The following is a 14,916-nucleotide window of genomic DNA, read 5'->3' on the forward strand; positions in this document are numbered from 1 at the left end:
GGAGATCGATTATGAAAGTAACCATTCGCACGAAAATGATTGCCGGCTTTATGGTCGTTGTCGTTCTTCTGCTTCTCACGAACGGGATCGCCGTATGGAAAATGTCCGGCATGGGTGCGGAGAACCGCGAGATCGATGCCGTCTGGATGCCCGGCGCAGGCTCGCTCGGCGAACTGAACGGCTATGTATCCGACGTGCAGCGGCTGCTGCTTAAATATATTTTGGAAACGAACCCTACAGAGAAAGCCCGGTTTCTAGAACGCATCAACGAATCGCTGGAAGCGGTCAAAAGCTCCCGCGCCGCTTTCGAGAAGGTACTGGTCTCGAGCGAAGACAAGAAGCTTTACGAGCAGTTTGCCAAAAGCTATGACGCCTACGTACTGAAGCTGCCCCCCATCCTTAAGGTCGCCGAAGGCAATGACTTCGCTACTAGCAATGCCCTGCAGACGGAAGCGCACGAACACTTCAAAACGGCCGCCGAATCGATCAGGAGCTTGATGCAATCCAATAAAAACAACGCCCATAGCGTAACCATGCGATCCGTCGCCCTTTTCGAATCGGGCAGGACGTTCGTCATCGTGCTCAGTCTAATTGCGACAGCCGTGGCGCTCGCGCTGGCCCTCGTGATGTCTCAACTGATTTCCGGGTCGCTCAAGCAGCTGGTCGCCTTGTTCGTGAATGTCGCCAAAGGCGATTTGCGGGAAACCGCCTCGATCCGCTCAAAGGATGAGCTGGGCGAGCTAGGAAGCGCCGTTAACCGGATGGTGCTGCATTTGCGCGAGCTGATCGGCAAAATCATGCTGTCTTCGCAGAACTTGGCGGCGGCTTCCCAGCAAATATCGGCGAGCACCGAAGAAATTGCCGGCGGCGCGACGAGCCAAGCAAACGAGGCTCAGACAATTAACGAGCAGTTCAAGGAGCTTTCCAGGGCAATCGCCACGGTAACCCATCACGCAACCGCGGTCGCCGAGCTGTCGGAAGCTTCCCGCCAGAGTGCGGAGCAAGGCGGAGCCATCGTTCAGGGCTCGATTCAGGGAATGCGGCTGTTAACGGAGCAAATGTCGAGGCTGCAGGAGGATTCCGAGAAGATCGGAGCCATTATCGAAGCGATAAACGATATCTCCGAGCAAACGAACCTGCTTGCCCTCAATGCGGCGATCGAAGCGGCCAGAGCCGGCGATCAAGGCCGCGGCTTCGCCGTCGTGGCGGACGAGGTCCGCAAGCTGGCCGAGCGGAGCAGCAATGCGACCAAAGAAATCGGCTCCATTATCCAAACGATGCAGGCCAATACGCTGGAGAGCGTCCGCGCCGCTGACGATGCCGTTGCGTTATCGGAGCAAACCAGCTCTGCCTTCGGGCAGCTTGTCGCCGGCATTAACAGAACGGCAGGACAAATGGCCGAAATTGCCGCCGCCTGCGAGCAGCAGTCCGCCCAATCCGGCAGCGTGATGCAATCGGTCGAGCTGATTGCCGCGTCCAGCGAAGAAGCGGCCGCCGCTTCGGAGGAAACGGCCTCCACCTCGCAGGAGCTCGCCAGACTGGCCGAGGAACTGAGCGATACGGTATCCTCATTTCAAATCAAATCGGAGAACGGGTGAAACGGATGGCAGACGTCAATCAAGGGCAGTACGTGGAGATCGGCATCGCCAAGGAGAGATTCGCCTTTCGGATTCAAGACATCCACGAGATTATCAAAATGCAGCAAATAACCGAAATCCCGAACAGCAAGCCGTATTTGCTCGGCGTCATCAACCTGCGGGGGACGGTCGCTCCTGTCGTAAGCTTGCGGAAGCGGTTCGGACTGCCGGAAATTCCATTCACCAAAACCAGCCGGATCGTCATCGTAAGCGATGAGGAGGCCATGGTCGGCTTGGTCGTCGATCAAGTGTATCAGGTCACTTCCTTCCAAGAAATCCAGCCGCCGCCCGAACGGATCGGCGGTCTTGACAACCGTTACATAGCCGGCATAGGCAAGACCGAATCGGACCTGGTCAGCCTGCTCAAGCTCGATCGGATTTTGTACGACGACACCATTCATCAGTGAGGAGGCGGGTTTCATGGATTATTACGCGTCCGCTTACATGGGCGTTTTCTTAGACGAGCTGGACGAACAGCTGCAAATGCTGGATACGGGGCTGCTCAAGCTGGAGCAGGATTGCACCGACATGAAGACCGTATCGAACATTTTCCGTGCCGCCCATACGCTTAAAGGCTCTGCAGCCGCCATGGGCTTCGACCCGCTCAAGGATTTGACGCACAGCATCGAGAACGTATTCGAGCTGATCCGCAACCGCGAGCTCGCGGTCAGCGCTTCGATCATCGACGCCTTGTTTCATTCCATCGACTACATGAAAGTATTGAAGCAAGCGATTTGCGACGGAACCCTTGGAGAACAGAACATTCAGCCGTTGGCCGACAGGCTCGCGCTTATATACAAGCAAGCCAAAGGAGGAGGAGGCGGTGCTCCCGGGGAACCGTCCCCTGCCGGAGAGGAACAAGCCGAAGAAGCGGAGCGGCCCGCTTCCCCGCTCATCCGCTTCGACGATTACCAGAAAGAAGTCGTGCTGAGCGCCATCCAGGACGACTTTCAGGTCATGGCCATCTATGTCAGCCTGATGAGCGACGCCGTGATGAAATCGGCCCGCGCCCTGCTCATCTTCAATAATTTGAAGGAATTCGGGGAAGTCGTCGTCTCCTACCCAGGCACGGAAGAGATACAGGACGAGCAAACGTTTCAAGGAAGCCTCGTGTTCATTTTTGCGACCAAAGCCAACCGGCAGTCGTTCATTCAAAGCATGAGCCGCATTTCCGAGATCGACACCTTCCATATCGAATCGATCAACCGTCATAATCTCGACAGCTACTGCGGCAGCTCGCCGGTTCCGAACGCGCAGCCTGCAGAGGTTCATTGCGAAGAGACTGCCGATGAACTGCCGAAGGCAATCGTGGAAACCGACGGCAAACTGAAGGTAAGCCAAACGGTTCGCGTCGATGTCGATCGTCTGGAGAAGCTGCTTAACTTCGTCGGCGAGCTGATTATCGACAATACCCGGCTGCAGCAATTCCAAAGCCGGTTTAACGAGCATTTCAAGGAGCATGAGGACGCCGGCGTGCTGAACGATATATGCAGCCATCTCGGCCGGGTCATCTCCGATCTGCAGGACGGCATGATGAAAACGCGCATGCTGCCGATCGAACAACTGTTCAACCGGTTTCCGCGGGTCGTTCGCGATGCGGCACAGCTCGTAGGCAAAGAGATCGATTTCGTCATGGAAGGGAAAGAAACCGAGCTCGACCGCACTTTGATCGAGGAAATCAGCGATCCGATCATTCATATTTTGCGCAACGCGGCCGACCACGGACTCGAAAGCCCGGAAGAGCGGGAACGCGCAGGCAAGACTAGACGAGGCAAGCTCGTGCTCAAAGCGGCTCATCAGGAAAACCAGATCGTCATTTCGATTGCGGACGACGGCCGCGGGATCGACCCGGAGAAGGTCAAGCAATCGTCGATTCGCAAGGGCTTTATCACCGCCGAGGAAGCAAGCCGGATGACCGACAAGGAGCTTGTCTTTCTCATCTTCCATTCCGGCGTTTCCACGGCGGAGACCATTACGGACTTGTCCGGCCGCGGCGTCGGCATGGACATTGTGCGCGCGCGCATCGAGAAGCTTAACGGCATTATCGACATCGATACGTCACCCGGCGAGGGTACGGTCATCACGATCAAGCTGCCGTTAACACTGGCTATCATTCGCTCGCTGCTCGTGAAGCTCGGCGAAGGTACGTTTGCGATTCCGCTCGTCAACGTGATCGAAATCGTCCGGCTGCAGCAAGATGAGATCAAGACGATACAGGGCCGGGAGGTATGCATCATACGCGGTACCGTATTTCCGCTTATCCGCATGCACCGCAAAATGAACTTTGCGCAGGACGATACGGCCGATGCGAATAAGCGGCTCTTCGTAGTCGTCGTCGGCATCGCCGACAAGCGGGTATGCCTCGTTGTCGATAAAACCGTCGGCAATCAGGAAATCGTAATCAAATCGCTCGGCCGGTTCGTCGGCGATGTTCCCTACCTATCCGGCTCGACCATTCTTGGAGACGGCAATGTAGCCCTGATCTTCGATGTCGGCGCGATCGTGAAGGAAGAAGGCTCCCTGCTCGCTTCGCATGTGGCGGAGCAGCAGGAGAAGGCTGCGAAGAATGCCGAGCTTCAGCAGCTCGTGACGTTCACGCTGGCGGACGAGCAATATGCGCTGAACATTCACAAGGTTAAGGAAATCATCAAAGTGCCGCCGATTACGAAAATGGTGAACGCTCCCTCCCACATGCTTGGACTCGTCAACCTGCGCGGAGCGCTTCTTCCCGTCTTCGATCTTCGCCGCAGCTTCGGGTTGCCCCCGGAGGATCACAGCGACGAATCGCGGATCATCGTCGTGGAAACGAACCGGCGGGACGTAGGCATTCTAATCGATCAAGTCACCGAAGTGCTGAAGGTGCCGAGCAAAGAGATCGAAGCTGCGCCCAGCCACACAGGGAAAGCCGACAGCCGCATGATCAGCGGCATTTACAAGAATGGCGAGCGGTTCGTCGTGCTGCTCGACATCGACCGCGCCCTTCGCGAAAACGAGCTGCCTCAGGAGTGCTACGCGTAAGCTTTTGGCCGGAATTTTTCTTTGAAAGGCGGTGCTAATTATGGTAATCACCAAACGCGACAATATCCGGGTTTTGTGGTGGGACAAGGATATAACGCTCAAAAACATTGACGATTTCCGGCTCGCCGTATGGAAATTGCTCGACTCCGACGAGGCGCATCTCGTGCTCGACCTGCGCCAAGTGGCTTATATAAACAGTTCCGCTCTTGGGGTCGTTGCCGATGCGGTGCTCCAAGGCCGGCGTCATCAGAAGCAACTGGTGATCACGGGCATCGAACCGACGGTATACGAAATATTCAACATCGTGAAGTTCGGCACGTTCATTAAGCTGTTCAAGCAGCTTGACGACGCAGTGGCCTACATTCAGACCTTGCCGGCAAAATAACGCGAACCCATTCATTCATAACGGAGGGCGGTCAGCCATGGCCTGTTTGCAAAACAGCGTCGTCAGCATGGACAAATGCTTGGAGGTACGGGATTGCGATGACATTCTGACAGCCATGCAAATGACGAGGACCATAGCGGAGGAACTAGGTTTCAGCCCTGAAGAAACGTTGTTCTTGCAGCTTGCGACCGAGGAAGCGTGCACGAATGCCTATGACCACGGCGCTATGAAACGTACCGGTTATTTTGAAATTCAATGGACGGCGCATGCGGCGACCATCCAGATCTGCGTCCGCCAGGAAAGCCGTCCTTTCGACATCGACCTGCGGGCCTTGACGGAACTTACGGAACGCAACGACGGCCTGCGTGGAAGAGGCCTGATTCTGATCGCCGGCCTGATGGACGAGCTAGGTGTCGTTAGCCACGGAACGCAAGTAACCTTTTCGATGAAGAAGACACGCAAACCTCCGAGCCACGAACGGTAGAGGCTCAGCCAGCAAGCCGGCCGGAAGCCGCGGCATTTCAAACCTATAGACTTTTTGACGGACAGACCAAAGCTTAGCCCCCCCCCTGTACCACCAGCTCGTAAACGCCGGAAGGAGAACAACCATGAAACTGAATATCGGCGTCAAGCTGGTAGCCATCTCGCTCATTCTGCTGATCGTCCCCGCGCTCATAACCGGGTATATCGGATACAGCAACGCCAAAGAGCAGCTTAATGAAGCCGGCGCCACCGGCCTCAAAAACAACGTCCGTATGGCCGTAGAAATGATCGGCGCCCTGGATAAGGAAGTTAAGCAAGGAAAGATCTCGCTCGAGGAAGCGCAGGAACAGGTCAAGCAAAAGCTCCTAGGCTCCAAACGGCAGGACAATACGCGTCCCGTCAACCCCAAAATCGATGTAGGCGCCAACGGCTATATGTTCGTGCTGGATCAAAAGGGCGGCATGCTCGCCCATCCGAGCGCCGAAGGCAAAAACATGTGGGAGAATAAATCGGCCGACGGACGTTTTTTTACACAGGAGATCATCAAGGTAGGGCTTAACGGCGGCGGCTTCATCTATTACGACTGGACGCTGCCGAACAATCCCGAAGAGGAAGCGCAAAAAATCACGTATTCTGAAGTCGATCCGGCTTGGGGCTGGATCGTTTGCGCCGGCTCCTATATGATGGATTTCAATTCGGGAGCGGATCGTATTCTGAAAGCCGTTCTGATTACGATGCTTGTTGCACTTGCCGCAGGCGTTTTCGTTATTTATATTCTTTCCCGCCATATCGCCACACCGATTACGGTTATTACCAATCAGGTACGGCAGGTCGCCGGAGGCAACTTGGGCATGGAACCGCTCCGGTTCAAAAACCACAGCAAGGACGAGATCGGCCAGCTTGCCTTGTACACCAACGAGATGGTCGTCAGCTTGCAAGGCTTGATCGGCCATATCGGGGATTCCGCGCAAAATGTGGCGGCCGCCTCCCAGCAAATATCCGCAACGATGGATGAAATCGCCAGGGGCAGCACCAACCAAGCCGATTCCGCCCAAACGATCAACGATTCCTTCCGCGCGCTTTCTTCGCTTATCGACGACGTTAGCCGAAATGCGGAGCATGCGGTCGATTTATCCGGGCAGACGAAACAAACCGCTGAAAAAGGAAGCAGCGATGTCCATGCATCCGTCGAAGCGATGGGACGCGTATCGGAGCAAATGTCGCTGCTGCAGAACGATTCGCAGCAAATCGGCGACATCATCGAGGTCATCGACGAGATTGCCGAGCAGACGAATTTGCTGGCATTGAACGCCGCGATCGAAGCGGCCAGAGCCGGCGATCAAGGCAAAGGGTTCGCCGTCGTCGCGGACGAAGTCCGCAAGCTGGCGGAACGCAGCGGCGAGGCGACGAAGCAGATCGCTTCCATTATCCGGGTCATGCAGAACAATACCCGGGAGAGCGTGAACGCCGTCGATCATGCCGTTACCCTGTCGCACCGGATCGGCACCGAGTTCTCCAACATCGTGACGAAGGTCAACGAGACCGCCTCGCAGGTAAACGGCATTTCGCAAGCGAGCGGCATGCAAACGGCACGGTTCGGCCAGGTGCTGCAGGCCGTCGAGGCGATAGCCGCCTCCAGCGAGGAAGCCGCCGCCGCAACGGAGGAGACGGCATCCGTCTCTCAATCGCTCGCTCACCAGGCCGAGCAGCTTAACGAAAGGCTGTCCGCCTTTAAAGTAAGGTAGTTTTATAGGAACGCGTTCGCTTCGCCCAGCTTCGCATCCAAAGGGCGCTGTCCCAGAAGGTACCGAATCAACCAGTCCCAAAATAGGAACGAAGGGGCTGTTCCAAAAGGGTAGAGCGGAATGGGCCAGTCCCAAAATTTAAATAAATAAGCTTCCAAAACCACTGCCAAAGTGGGGATGGAAGCTTATTTGTTTGTTAATTTAGCACTCTAAGTGGGACGTGAAAATGGCAAAAATGACTTTTGGGACAGCCCCTTTTTAGGTGACAGCCAACACCTTATTGCCTCACCGCGCGCTGAGCGCTGCGCTCGGCTCAAAAAACAGAATAGAAAAATTCATTCGAGCAACGATATGCGTCATATCCTCGCCGAATTACTTTGTAGTTCAGATGTGATTCAAAGAGATACAGATGTTTATGATCTAGCCTTTGCGACTAGACGACCTGGTTCGCATAACATCCATATTTATATCATACGCCTTTCCCCCTGCGCGCTTGCGGCGTTGCACGGCTTCGGTCAGACCACATGCAGCCGCATGATGAGAGCTAATCTTTTCACAGACTATCGATCGAGCTCGTTCTCGGAGTACCGAATAGCAAGCTTGTGCTAACTGGAAAACATGCTGTTCATTTCCCTATTTTGAGGATTGTTTTCCCCACTAACTGGAAAACATGTCGTTAATAAAGCTGCATATCGGCTTTTTCGCGAAGATACCGATAAAATAACTGGAGGTTTTCTAGTTAGATGCTTTTCTAAAGCCATTTGAACGAAACAACTGGAGGTTTTCCAGTTAGACGGTGTATCCAGACTCGGCCATGGCACCCGGTCAAGCGGATAGCCTTCCCTCGTTAGCCGGCTCATGCTTCGGCAGCATAATCTTGGGAGGTAATATTGAACTCGTACCGGGCAAGGGTATTGCGCCGGCCGGGAAGCGAACCCAAAATTACCGCCGCTTCTAAAACGGTCATCTGCTTGAAATAACGCCCCCAAGAAGCTATCGGATCATGCGGAAATAAGGGCTACATTGGCGTTAGCGGATTTTCGAGGCGTTATTTGTCACGAAGAACCTCCTCCTTAAAGCATAGCGCCTTTTCAGGCCGCTATTTCCCCTAAATGTGCAGATTCCGTTCCATTTTACTTCATTTATCAAAAATAGCTCCTTCAAAATCCGCTATCCCTTTTGAATACCTCTCAGCCGTCGCTTTCCGGACGCTTACCGATGAAGCAGTCGTCCGTCCGCCCCTTGCCCTCCCTCTTCATCCGGCAAAGCCTCGTTAAACAACCGCAGCAGCTCCTCCTCATCCGCCAGCCCGGCAAAATAAAGCTGCAAGCACTCCCCGAGCCGAAACAGCTGTTCCCCGCTCAGGTTGATCCGGTCGCAGGACGCCACATACGGGGTCATTTCCCTATGCAGCTCCAGACGGGACGGCTTGCGGGGGAGTTCCACCTTTTCGTATTCGGTAACCCACTTGCTGGCGGGCAAGCTGAACGTATGCTTGCGAATGTGCGTCTGGGCAGCGTCGGAGGCAAGAAAGTCAGCCAGGCACAGCGCCGCCTCCTTCTGCTTGGAATGAGCGCTCACGGCAAGGCCGGTAGCCAGCAGCAGCGTTTCTCCGCCCTCCAGACGGGGAAGCTGGGCGATATCGTATTCGAATTCCGCATCCTTCAGTTCATTCAGCCTGTAGTAGGTCGTCAGAATGACCGATACCTTCTGCTGCATAAACAGCTTCTCCGGCGAATAGTCCCCCATCGCCATAGCCAGAGGAAACATGCCTTCCTCGTGAACCAGCTCACGCAGCTTGCGCAGTCCGGACAGCGCCCCGGGTCTTTCCGGAAGCAGCTTCCCGGAAGAATCCCTTTCGAAGCGGACTCCGTTCTGCAGCATGAAGACAGGCCACCTCCGAATCGAAGAAAGCTGAAAAAACATCCCGAATCGGCTCGGAGCCTTCAACTGGCGCAGCAACCCGGACAAATCGTCCCACGTCCAGCCGTTAGCCGGACCGTACAGCCTTTTCTCCCGCAAATGCGCGGCGTTGTAGCACACAATTACCGGGGAATAAACGAACGGCTGGGCAAGAAGCATGCCCGCCTCGTCCGTTTCGAACATGGTGCGAACGAACGGATAGACGTCTTCCTTGCACGCCGTTTTTTCAAGCAGCTGCTGAGCGCCCGTTTCCCGCAGACGCATCGAATCTATGTCGCTGACGGTAAATACATCCAGCATCCCGAGGCGAAGGAGGCTTTCGATGCCGCCGTCGTCCTGAGGAAGCTCCACGATCTCGACTTGAATGTGCGGATGGCGGTCATGAAACAGGCGGAGGAGCTCCTCCATGCCGGTTTCCCGGATTAAGGAAGGGGAAACGCCAAAACGCACGGATGCCTGCTCCATTTGCACGGCTACCTGCGTGCCGACGCGAGGGATTTTGACGATCATCCCTTGCTCCAGCAGTTGATCGAGCACCTGCCTCACGGAATTTTTGCTTAACCGATACTGCTCGCTCAGCGTCGTTTCCGACGGCAAAAAATCTCCTGGTTTATAGCTGCCTGTCATAATTTCTTGACGAATGGACGCCATCATCGATTTCATTCTCGCGTGAAAAGTACCACGGTCCGGTCTGGTCATCGTAAGCTCGCTCCCCGTCTATGTTCCACCATAGAATCATTGGTTTTTATCTAGTATACAAAAATGCGAAAACATTATCTACCGTCATAAAAACGCGCTTTTTCAGGGAGAAAAAGAGGGAGAAGAGTGACTGGATTTATTTCCCAACAAAAAAAAAGGCTGCGCCGTAAGCAACTGATTTGCTCTACGGCGCAGCCTGTAATCCGATAACCTATTCTTTGATGAGTGACAGAAACTCCGAGCGCGACGCGGCATCCGTACGGAAAATACCGCGCACCGCCGAGGTAACGGTTTTGCTGCCCGGCTTTTTTACGCCCCGGGAGCACATGCACAAATGCTCGCCCTCCACCACGACCATGATGCCATGGGGCTTCAGCACATCGTCCATAATATCCGCGATTTCGGACGTGATTCGCTCCTGTACCTGCAGCTTGCGGGTTACCGCTTCGACGAGACGGGCGAATTTGCTCAATCCGGCAATTTTGCCGCTAGGGATATATCCGATATGCACCTTGCCGAAAAATGGCGCCATATGATGCTCGCATTGGCTGTAATAAACGACATCCTTAACGATGACGAGCTCTTCGTGCTTCTCGTCGAACGTAACGCCCAGCACCTCGCGCGGATCCGCGTCATAGCCGCTGAAAATTTCCTCGTACATGCGCGTCACCCGGGCCGGCGTTTCGAGCAGCCCTTCGCGGTCGACGTCTTCCCCGATCAAACGCAAAATTTCCCTGACATGCTCTTCGATCTTGGCCCGGTTCTCTACGACTCTCTCATTGCGATATTCTTTCGCAGGCATGGTTTCAACCTCCACTCTAGATCTCTATAACTCCTACAACGCCTTGCCCGCAGCGGCATATTCCGCTCTAGGCTCGGGCGCGCCAAGAAAGTGAAGCATCATTTTCAGACTGTGGCGCATCGGCTCGCTATTGGTATATCCCTTTGTCAGCAGGATGCTTCCCTGAAGCAGCGCTACGATGGAGGCCGCCGCTTCCTCCGGCTCCAGGCCGTTCAGCGACAACTGCCCGCCTCGAACCGCTTCGGCCAGCACGGACGTTATCCGCTTTTCCGTGTAATGGAAAAACTCGCCGACCTTCGCCCGCATGCTTTCATGCCGCTCGCCAAGCTCAAGGGCCAAATTGCCGAACAGGCATCCCCGCCGGCAGTCGTGCTTCTCGCAATAGTCGATCATATGCAGGAAGAACAGCCTAAGCCGCTCGCGAACGTCCAGCTTGGCCGCATCAAGCGTCGGCACGATCATCGTGTCGATCAAATCCGCCATTTGGCGTTCGACAACCTGCAGCCCGAGATCGTCCTTGCTTTTGAAATGATAATAAAAATTGCTTTTGCAAACGCCGCTACGGCTCAAAATGTCTTCCAGTCCCGTCGCCTGAAACCCGTTCAGATGAAAGAGCTCTGCCGCGGCGACCAAAACCTTCTCCTTGTTGCCCGCCACCTTGACTGTTCACCTCGAGTCGGCGGATGCCCCTGGAATCTCGATCAAAGACTCCGCCATAGATAGTACCGGTATGTTCTAGTGATATTGAAAAGCGGCGTACGAAAGCGTCTAAGCTTCGTCTCCGCTTTTGCCGGAATAGCCGCGATTACTTGAATTTCTGTTTCTTCATCATTTGCTGCGCTTTGTTCATCTGCTGTTTGTTCATGTTGTAGCCCATTTGCTTGGCCATTTTCTGGAGCATTTGAGGGTCGTTCTGCATACGCTCAAGCTGTCTGCGCAAGTAATAGACTCCCGCGAAAAATCCGCCGGCCGCGCCCGCAATGAGCGTGACGATCGGAATAATGATGTTCCACATTTGCCGTCCACCTCTATCAACAAAGTTCATCTCGAATCTCGTTCGGATTCGTACACGTTCATCTTATCATGTCCGAACTTTCCAGACAAATGCCACATCCCGAACTGTAGACAAAATACGGACAGCCGCACATAATATAACATGGCATCAAGAAACTACACCCGAAGGATGGACAAAATGAACGACAGCCTAGCGTTCGCGCTGCTCTGCCTTACATCGTTTTTCACACTGCTCAGCCCGCTTAACGTCATGCCGATCTTTATGACCATGACGGCCGATATGGAACCGGACATCAGGCATCAAACCGCCCGGAAAGCCGTCTCCGTGTCGTTTATCACGCTAGTTCTGTTCGCTTTTGCCGGCCAGCTCATCTTTCAGTTCTTCGGCATTACCGTAAACAGCCTCAAGATCGTAGGCGGCGTCATGTTTTTTCTGATGGGACAAGATATGCTGCAGGCAAGGCTGACCAAGACGAAGATCGCCGAGAAAGAAATTAAAAAGTATGCCAGCGATATTTCCGTTACCCCGCTAGCGATACCGCTTATTTGCGGCCCCGGCGCCATCACGAACGCCATCGTACTGATGGAGGAGGCCGGTTCGATTGTCAATAAAACCATCCTGATCTTGTCCATGCTTCTTATCTGTTTAATCACCTTCATCGTGCTGCGCAATTCGTCCATGCTGTACAGAGTGCTCGGGGAAACCGGCAACAACGTGCTGATGCGCCTGATGGGACTCATCCTAATGGTTATGGCGGTCGAATTTTTCGTCGGCGGAGCCAAACCGATCATTCGGGATATTCTCCACATCTCCTGAGCTGAGAAAGCTGCCGAAGGACAAGCCTCTATGTAAGTACGCCTTCAATAAAGACGGTCGTATGCTTGGCCAAGTCGATTTCCTTGACCTCCAGGTTGTTGTCATCGTCCTTCTTAACCACACGTACGACCGGACGACCGGGAAGCCCGCGGTGCTGCCCGACGACGACGCCTGTTTCGCGGGTAGACAGACGAACCGAAGTTCCTGTCGGATAGACCGAAATGATCCTCATAAAATGAACGAGCACCTCATGGTCCAGCTCCATTCCCGAAAGCGCCATCATCCTCTCGCAGGCTTCGTGCGGGAGCATACGCTTGCCCGTTTCGGGATCGAACAGCAGGTTGTCGAAGCGGTTCGCGCAGCTGACGATCTTGGCGTATTGGTGGATTTGATCTTTATCCAGCTTCCGCGGAATCCCCTGACCGTCGGGGCGCTCGTGATGCTGGAAGGCCACATGGGCGCTCAGCAAGCTGAACTCGCGCTTGCTCTTAAGCAGTTCGAAGCCGCGCCACGTATGGTGCAGCTTCGGATCCTTGGATTCGTCGTCCGTAATCATCTCCACCTTGCCGATATCGTGGAGCAGAGCGCCGATGGCCAGCTCCTTCAGCTGGCTCTGATTCAGCCCCATGTTAATGCCGATCAAGGTTGCAATCGTGCAGACGTTCAGCCCGTGAAGGTACATCTCGTTGTCCTTCGTCCGGATATCCGATAATTGAACGAGCACTTCTTTATTTTGCAGCACATCTTCAAGCAGCCGGTCGATGCTGATGCTGACGCCGCGCGTCTGAAAATCTTTCCCGGAACGGACCGTTTGCATCGTTTCGTTTATTTTTTGCATGACCGCCCGTTTGTTCTCTTCGGACACGACATCTTCAATTTCAACATCCGCGAAATGCTCGTCTTTGATGTAGATCATCGTTACGCCGATCCGGCGCAGCGTAGTAATCATGTACACGGTCAGCTGCACGCCTTCCGCGAGCAGAACTGCACCGTTGCTGGAAAAAATCGTTCTCCCCAAAAATTGTCCGGTTTCGACCGAATCAAGCGATATGTACCGCACAGCTACACTCCTTGCTGGATTTGCTTTTCTACCCTTCTCGTCTAGGTGCCTTCCAGCCCCAGTCATTACCGCTTGATGCAAGGTCCGCCGCATACCCGGCCAACCAAAACCCGTCCCTGCTATCCGTCTACGCTCGTTCCGGCTGCCTCCTCTTGTCTGCGGTTTTCTTCGGCGCTAACGCCGGCCGCTTTCTCGAGCGCTTCCCGTACGACCGTCTCTTTCTCCGTATCGAGCGCTTTACGAAGGGCCGACTCCGCATCCGCTCCTCCGATTTTGCCGATCGACCAGGCTGCAGTTGCACGAATCTCCGGTCGAGGATCGCTCTTGACGATATCTATTAATATCGGCAAAGCGGAGCGGTCTTTGAAGTTGCCGAGAGCAATAATCGCATTGCGCTGAATCGGCTTTTTGCCGCGCCATGACGATGCGCTTCGTCCGTACTTCTCTTTGAACTCCTTATTGCCGAGCGTCAGGAGCGGGATTAGCAGCGGCTTGACGAGCTCGGCGTCCGGCTGCAGCTCGGGCTGGTGCGTCCAGTTCTTCCCTTTGTTGATCGGACAAACGATCTGGCACGTATCGCAGCCGTATAGCCGGTTGCCGATCTTCTCCTTCATTGCGTCCGAGACGACGCCCTTCGTCTGCGTAACGAAGGAAATGCACAAGCTCGAATTCAGCTGTCCGGGGCCGACCAGCGCCCCCGTCGGGCAAGCATCGATACATCGCGTGCACGTCCCGCACGATTCCGTTACCGGCTCGTCGGGAGGGAAAGGGATATTCGTGATCATTTCGCCAAGGTACACCCAGGAGCCCCACTCGGGCGTAAGGATCGCGCAGTTTTTGCCGCTCCAGCCGATTCCTGCGCGCTCCGCCACCGCGCGGTCGACGAGCGCCCCCGTATCGACCATGCTTTCCATACGTGCGCCCGGGACGCGTTCGCGGATGAACGCTTCGAGCCGCGCCAGCCTGTTCCGCAGCACATGGTGATAGTCCTCCCCCCAGGAAGAACGGGAAATGATGCCCCGGTAAGCGCCCGGCTCCGAACGCGGCGGATCGTTCAGCTTGGACGGATAAGCGATCGCAATCGAGATAATGGAACGCGGCTTATCGAAGCTAAGCTCCGGATAAACGCGCTTATCGATGTCCGGCTCCTCGAAGCCGGATTCGAACCCTTTTTCCCTGTGCTGCAGCAGAATATCTTTAAGAGCCAAAAAGGGATCCGCCGAAGCAAACCCCACCTTGTCGATGCCAAGCGAAGACGCAGCCGCCGCGATATCTTCCTTCAAACGCCGCCACTCCATCTCGCCGCCCCGTTCGGACACCGCAGCCATCACGC

At 54.9% G+C, this 14,916-nt stretch carries 13 protein-coding genes; 7 read left to right on the forward strand and 6 right to left on the reverse strand.

Features of this window, described 5'->3' with window-relative positions; all coding sequences use genetic code 11:
* The first annotated feature begins 11 nt into the window (after positions 1–11).
* The 6 genes from ACKGJP_RS33370 to ACKGJP_RS33395 all read left to right on the forward strand — a co-directional run bounded on the left by ACKGJP_RS33370 (position 12) and on the right by ACKGJP_RS33395 (position 7,268).
* Positions 12–1,598 (forward strand): methyl-accepting chemotaxis protein, encoded by a 1,587-nt coding sequence (locus tag ACKGJP_RS33370; RefSeq protein WP_409343031.1) that lies wholly within the window; start codon positions 12–14, stop codon positions 1,596–1,598.
* 5 nt (positions 1,599–1,603) lie between these two features.
* Positions 1,604–2,044 (forward strand): chemotaxis protein CheW, encoded by a 441-nt coding sequence (locus ACKGJP_RS33375; protein ID WP_409347331.1) that lies wholly within the window; start codon positions 1,604–1,606, stop codon positions 2,042–2,044.
* 13 nt (positions 2,045–2,057) lie between these two features.
* Positions 2,058–4,655 (forward strand): chemotaxis protein CheW, encoded by a 2,598-nt coding sequence (locus ACKGJP_RS33380; RefSeq protein ID WP_409343032.1) that lies wholly within the window; start codon positions 2,058–2,060, stop codon positions 4,653–4,655.
* A gap of 40 nt (positions 4,656–4,695) precedes the next feature.
* Positions 4,696–5,040, forward strand: a complete 345-nt coding sequence (locus ACKGJP_RS33385; RefSeq protein WP_409343033.1) for an STAS domain-containing protein — start codon at positions 4,696–4,698, stop codon at positions 5,038–5,040.
* A 37-nt stretch (positions 5,041–5,077) separates the two neighbouring features.
* Positions 5,078–5,524, forward strand: a complete 447-nt coding sequence (locus ACKGJP_RS33390) for an ATP-binding protein (protein ID WP_409343034.1) — start codon at positions 5,078–5,080, stop codon at positions 5,522–5,524.
* 124 nt (positions 5,525–5,648) lie between these two features.
* Complete coding sequence (locus tag ACKGJP_RS33395) at positions 5,649–7,268, forward strand: methyl-accepting chemotaxis protein (protein ID WP_409343035.1); 1,620 nt, start codon at positions 5,649–5,651, stop codon at positions 7,266–7,268.
* A gap of 1,212 nt (positions 7,269–8,480) precedes the next feature.
* Here ACKGJP_RS33395 and ACKGJP_RS33400 read toward each other — a convergent pair.
* The 4 genes from ACKGJP_RS33400 to ACKGJP_RS33415 all read right to left on the reverse strand — a co-directional run bounded on the left by ACKGJP_RS33400 (position 8,481) and on the right by ACKGJP_RS33415 (position 11,707).
* Positions 8,481–9,890, reverse strand: a complete 1,410-nt coding sequence (locus ACKGJP_RS33400) for an extracellular solute-binding protein (protein ID WP_409343036.1) — start codon at positions 9,888–9,890, stop codon at positions 8,481–8,483.
* A 211-nt stretch (positions 9,891–10,101) separates the two neighbouring features.
* Positions 10,102–10,692 (reverse strand): GTP cyclohydrolase I FolE, encoded by a 591-nt coding sequence (gene folE / locus ACKGJP_RS33405; RefSeq protein ID WP_409343037.1) that lies wholly within the window; start codon positions 10,690–10,692, stop codon positions 10,102–10,104.
* Between the two features lie 33 nt (positions 10,693–10,725).
* Complete coding sequence (locus tag ACKGJP_RS33410; RefSeq protein ID WP_409343038.1) at positions 10,726–11,349, reverse strand: TetR/AcrR family transcriptional regulator; 624 nt, start codon at positions 11,347–11,349, stop codon at positions 10,726–10,728.
* 148 nt (positions 11,350–11,497) lie between these two features.
* Positions 11,498–11,707 carry a YneF family protein gene (locus tag ACKGJP_RS33415; RefSeq protein ID WP_409343039.1) on the reverse strand — a complete coding sequence of 70 codons (210 nt, stop codon included), beginning with the start codon at positions 11,705–11,707 and terminating at the stop codon, positions 11,498–11,500.
* 177 nt (positions 11,708–11,884) lie between these two features.
* Between ACKGJP_RS33415 and ACKGJP_RS33420 the strand changes: the two genes are divergently transcribed.
* On the forward strand, positions 11,885–12,523 hold the full coding sequence (locus tag ACKGJP_RS33420) for a MarC family protein (RefSeq protein ID WP_409343040.1): 639 nt from the start codon (positions 11,885–11,887) through the stop codon (positions 12,521–12,523).
* Between the two features lie 28 nt (positions 12,524–12,551).
* On the opposite strand, the gene ACKGJP_RS33425 is transcribed toward ACKGJP_RS33420, so the two are convergent.
* Together ACKGJP_RS33425 and queG are read right to left on the reverse strand one after the other, a co-directional pair.
* Positions 12,552–13,583, reverse strand: a complete 1,032-nt coding sequence (locus ACKGJP_RS33425) for an HD-GYP domain-containing protein (protein WP_409343041.1) — start codon at positions 13,581–13,583, stop codon at positions 12,552–12,554.
* Positions 13,584–13,702: 119 nt separating this feature from the next.
* Positions 13,703–14,911 (reverse strand): tRNA epoxyqueuosine(34) reductase QueG, encoded by a 1,209-nt coding sequence (gene queG, locus ACKGJP_RS33430; RefSeq protein WP_409343042.1) that lies wholly within the window; start codon positions 14,909–14,911, stop codon positions 13,703–13,705.
* Between the last annotated feature and the right edge of the window lie 5 nt (positions 14,912–14,916).

The sequence above is a fragment of the Paenibacillus litoralis genome (genome assembly GCF_046244365.1).
Classification (GTDB): Bacteria; Bacillota; Bacilli; order Paenibacillales; family NBRC-103111; genus Paenibacillus_V.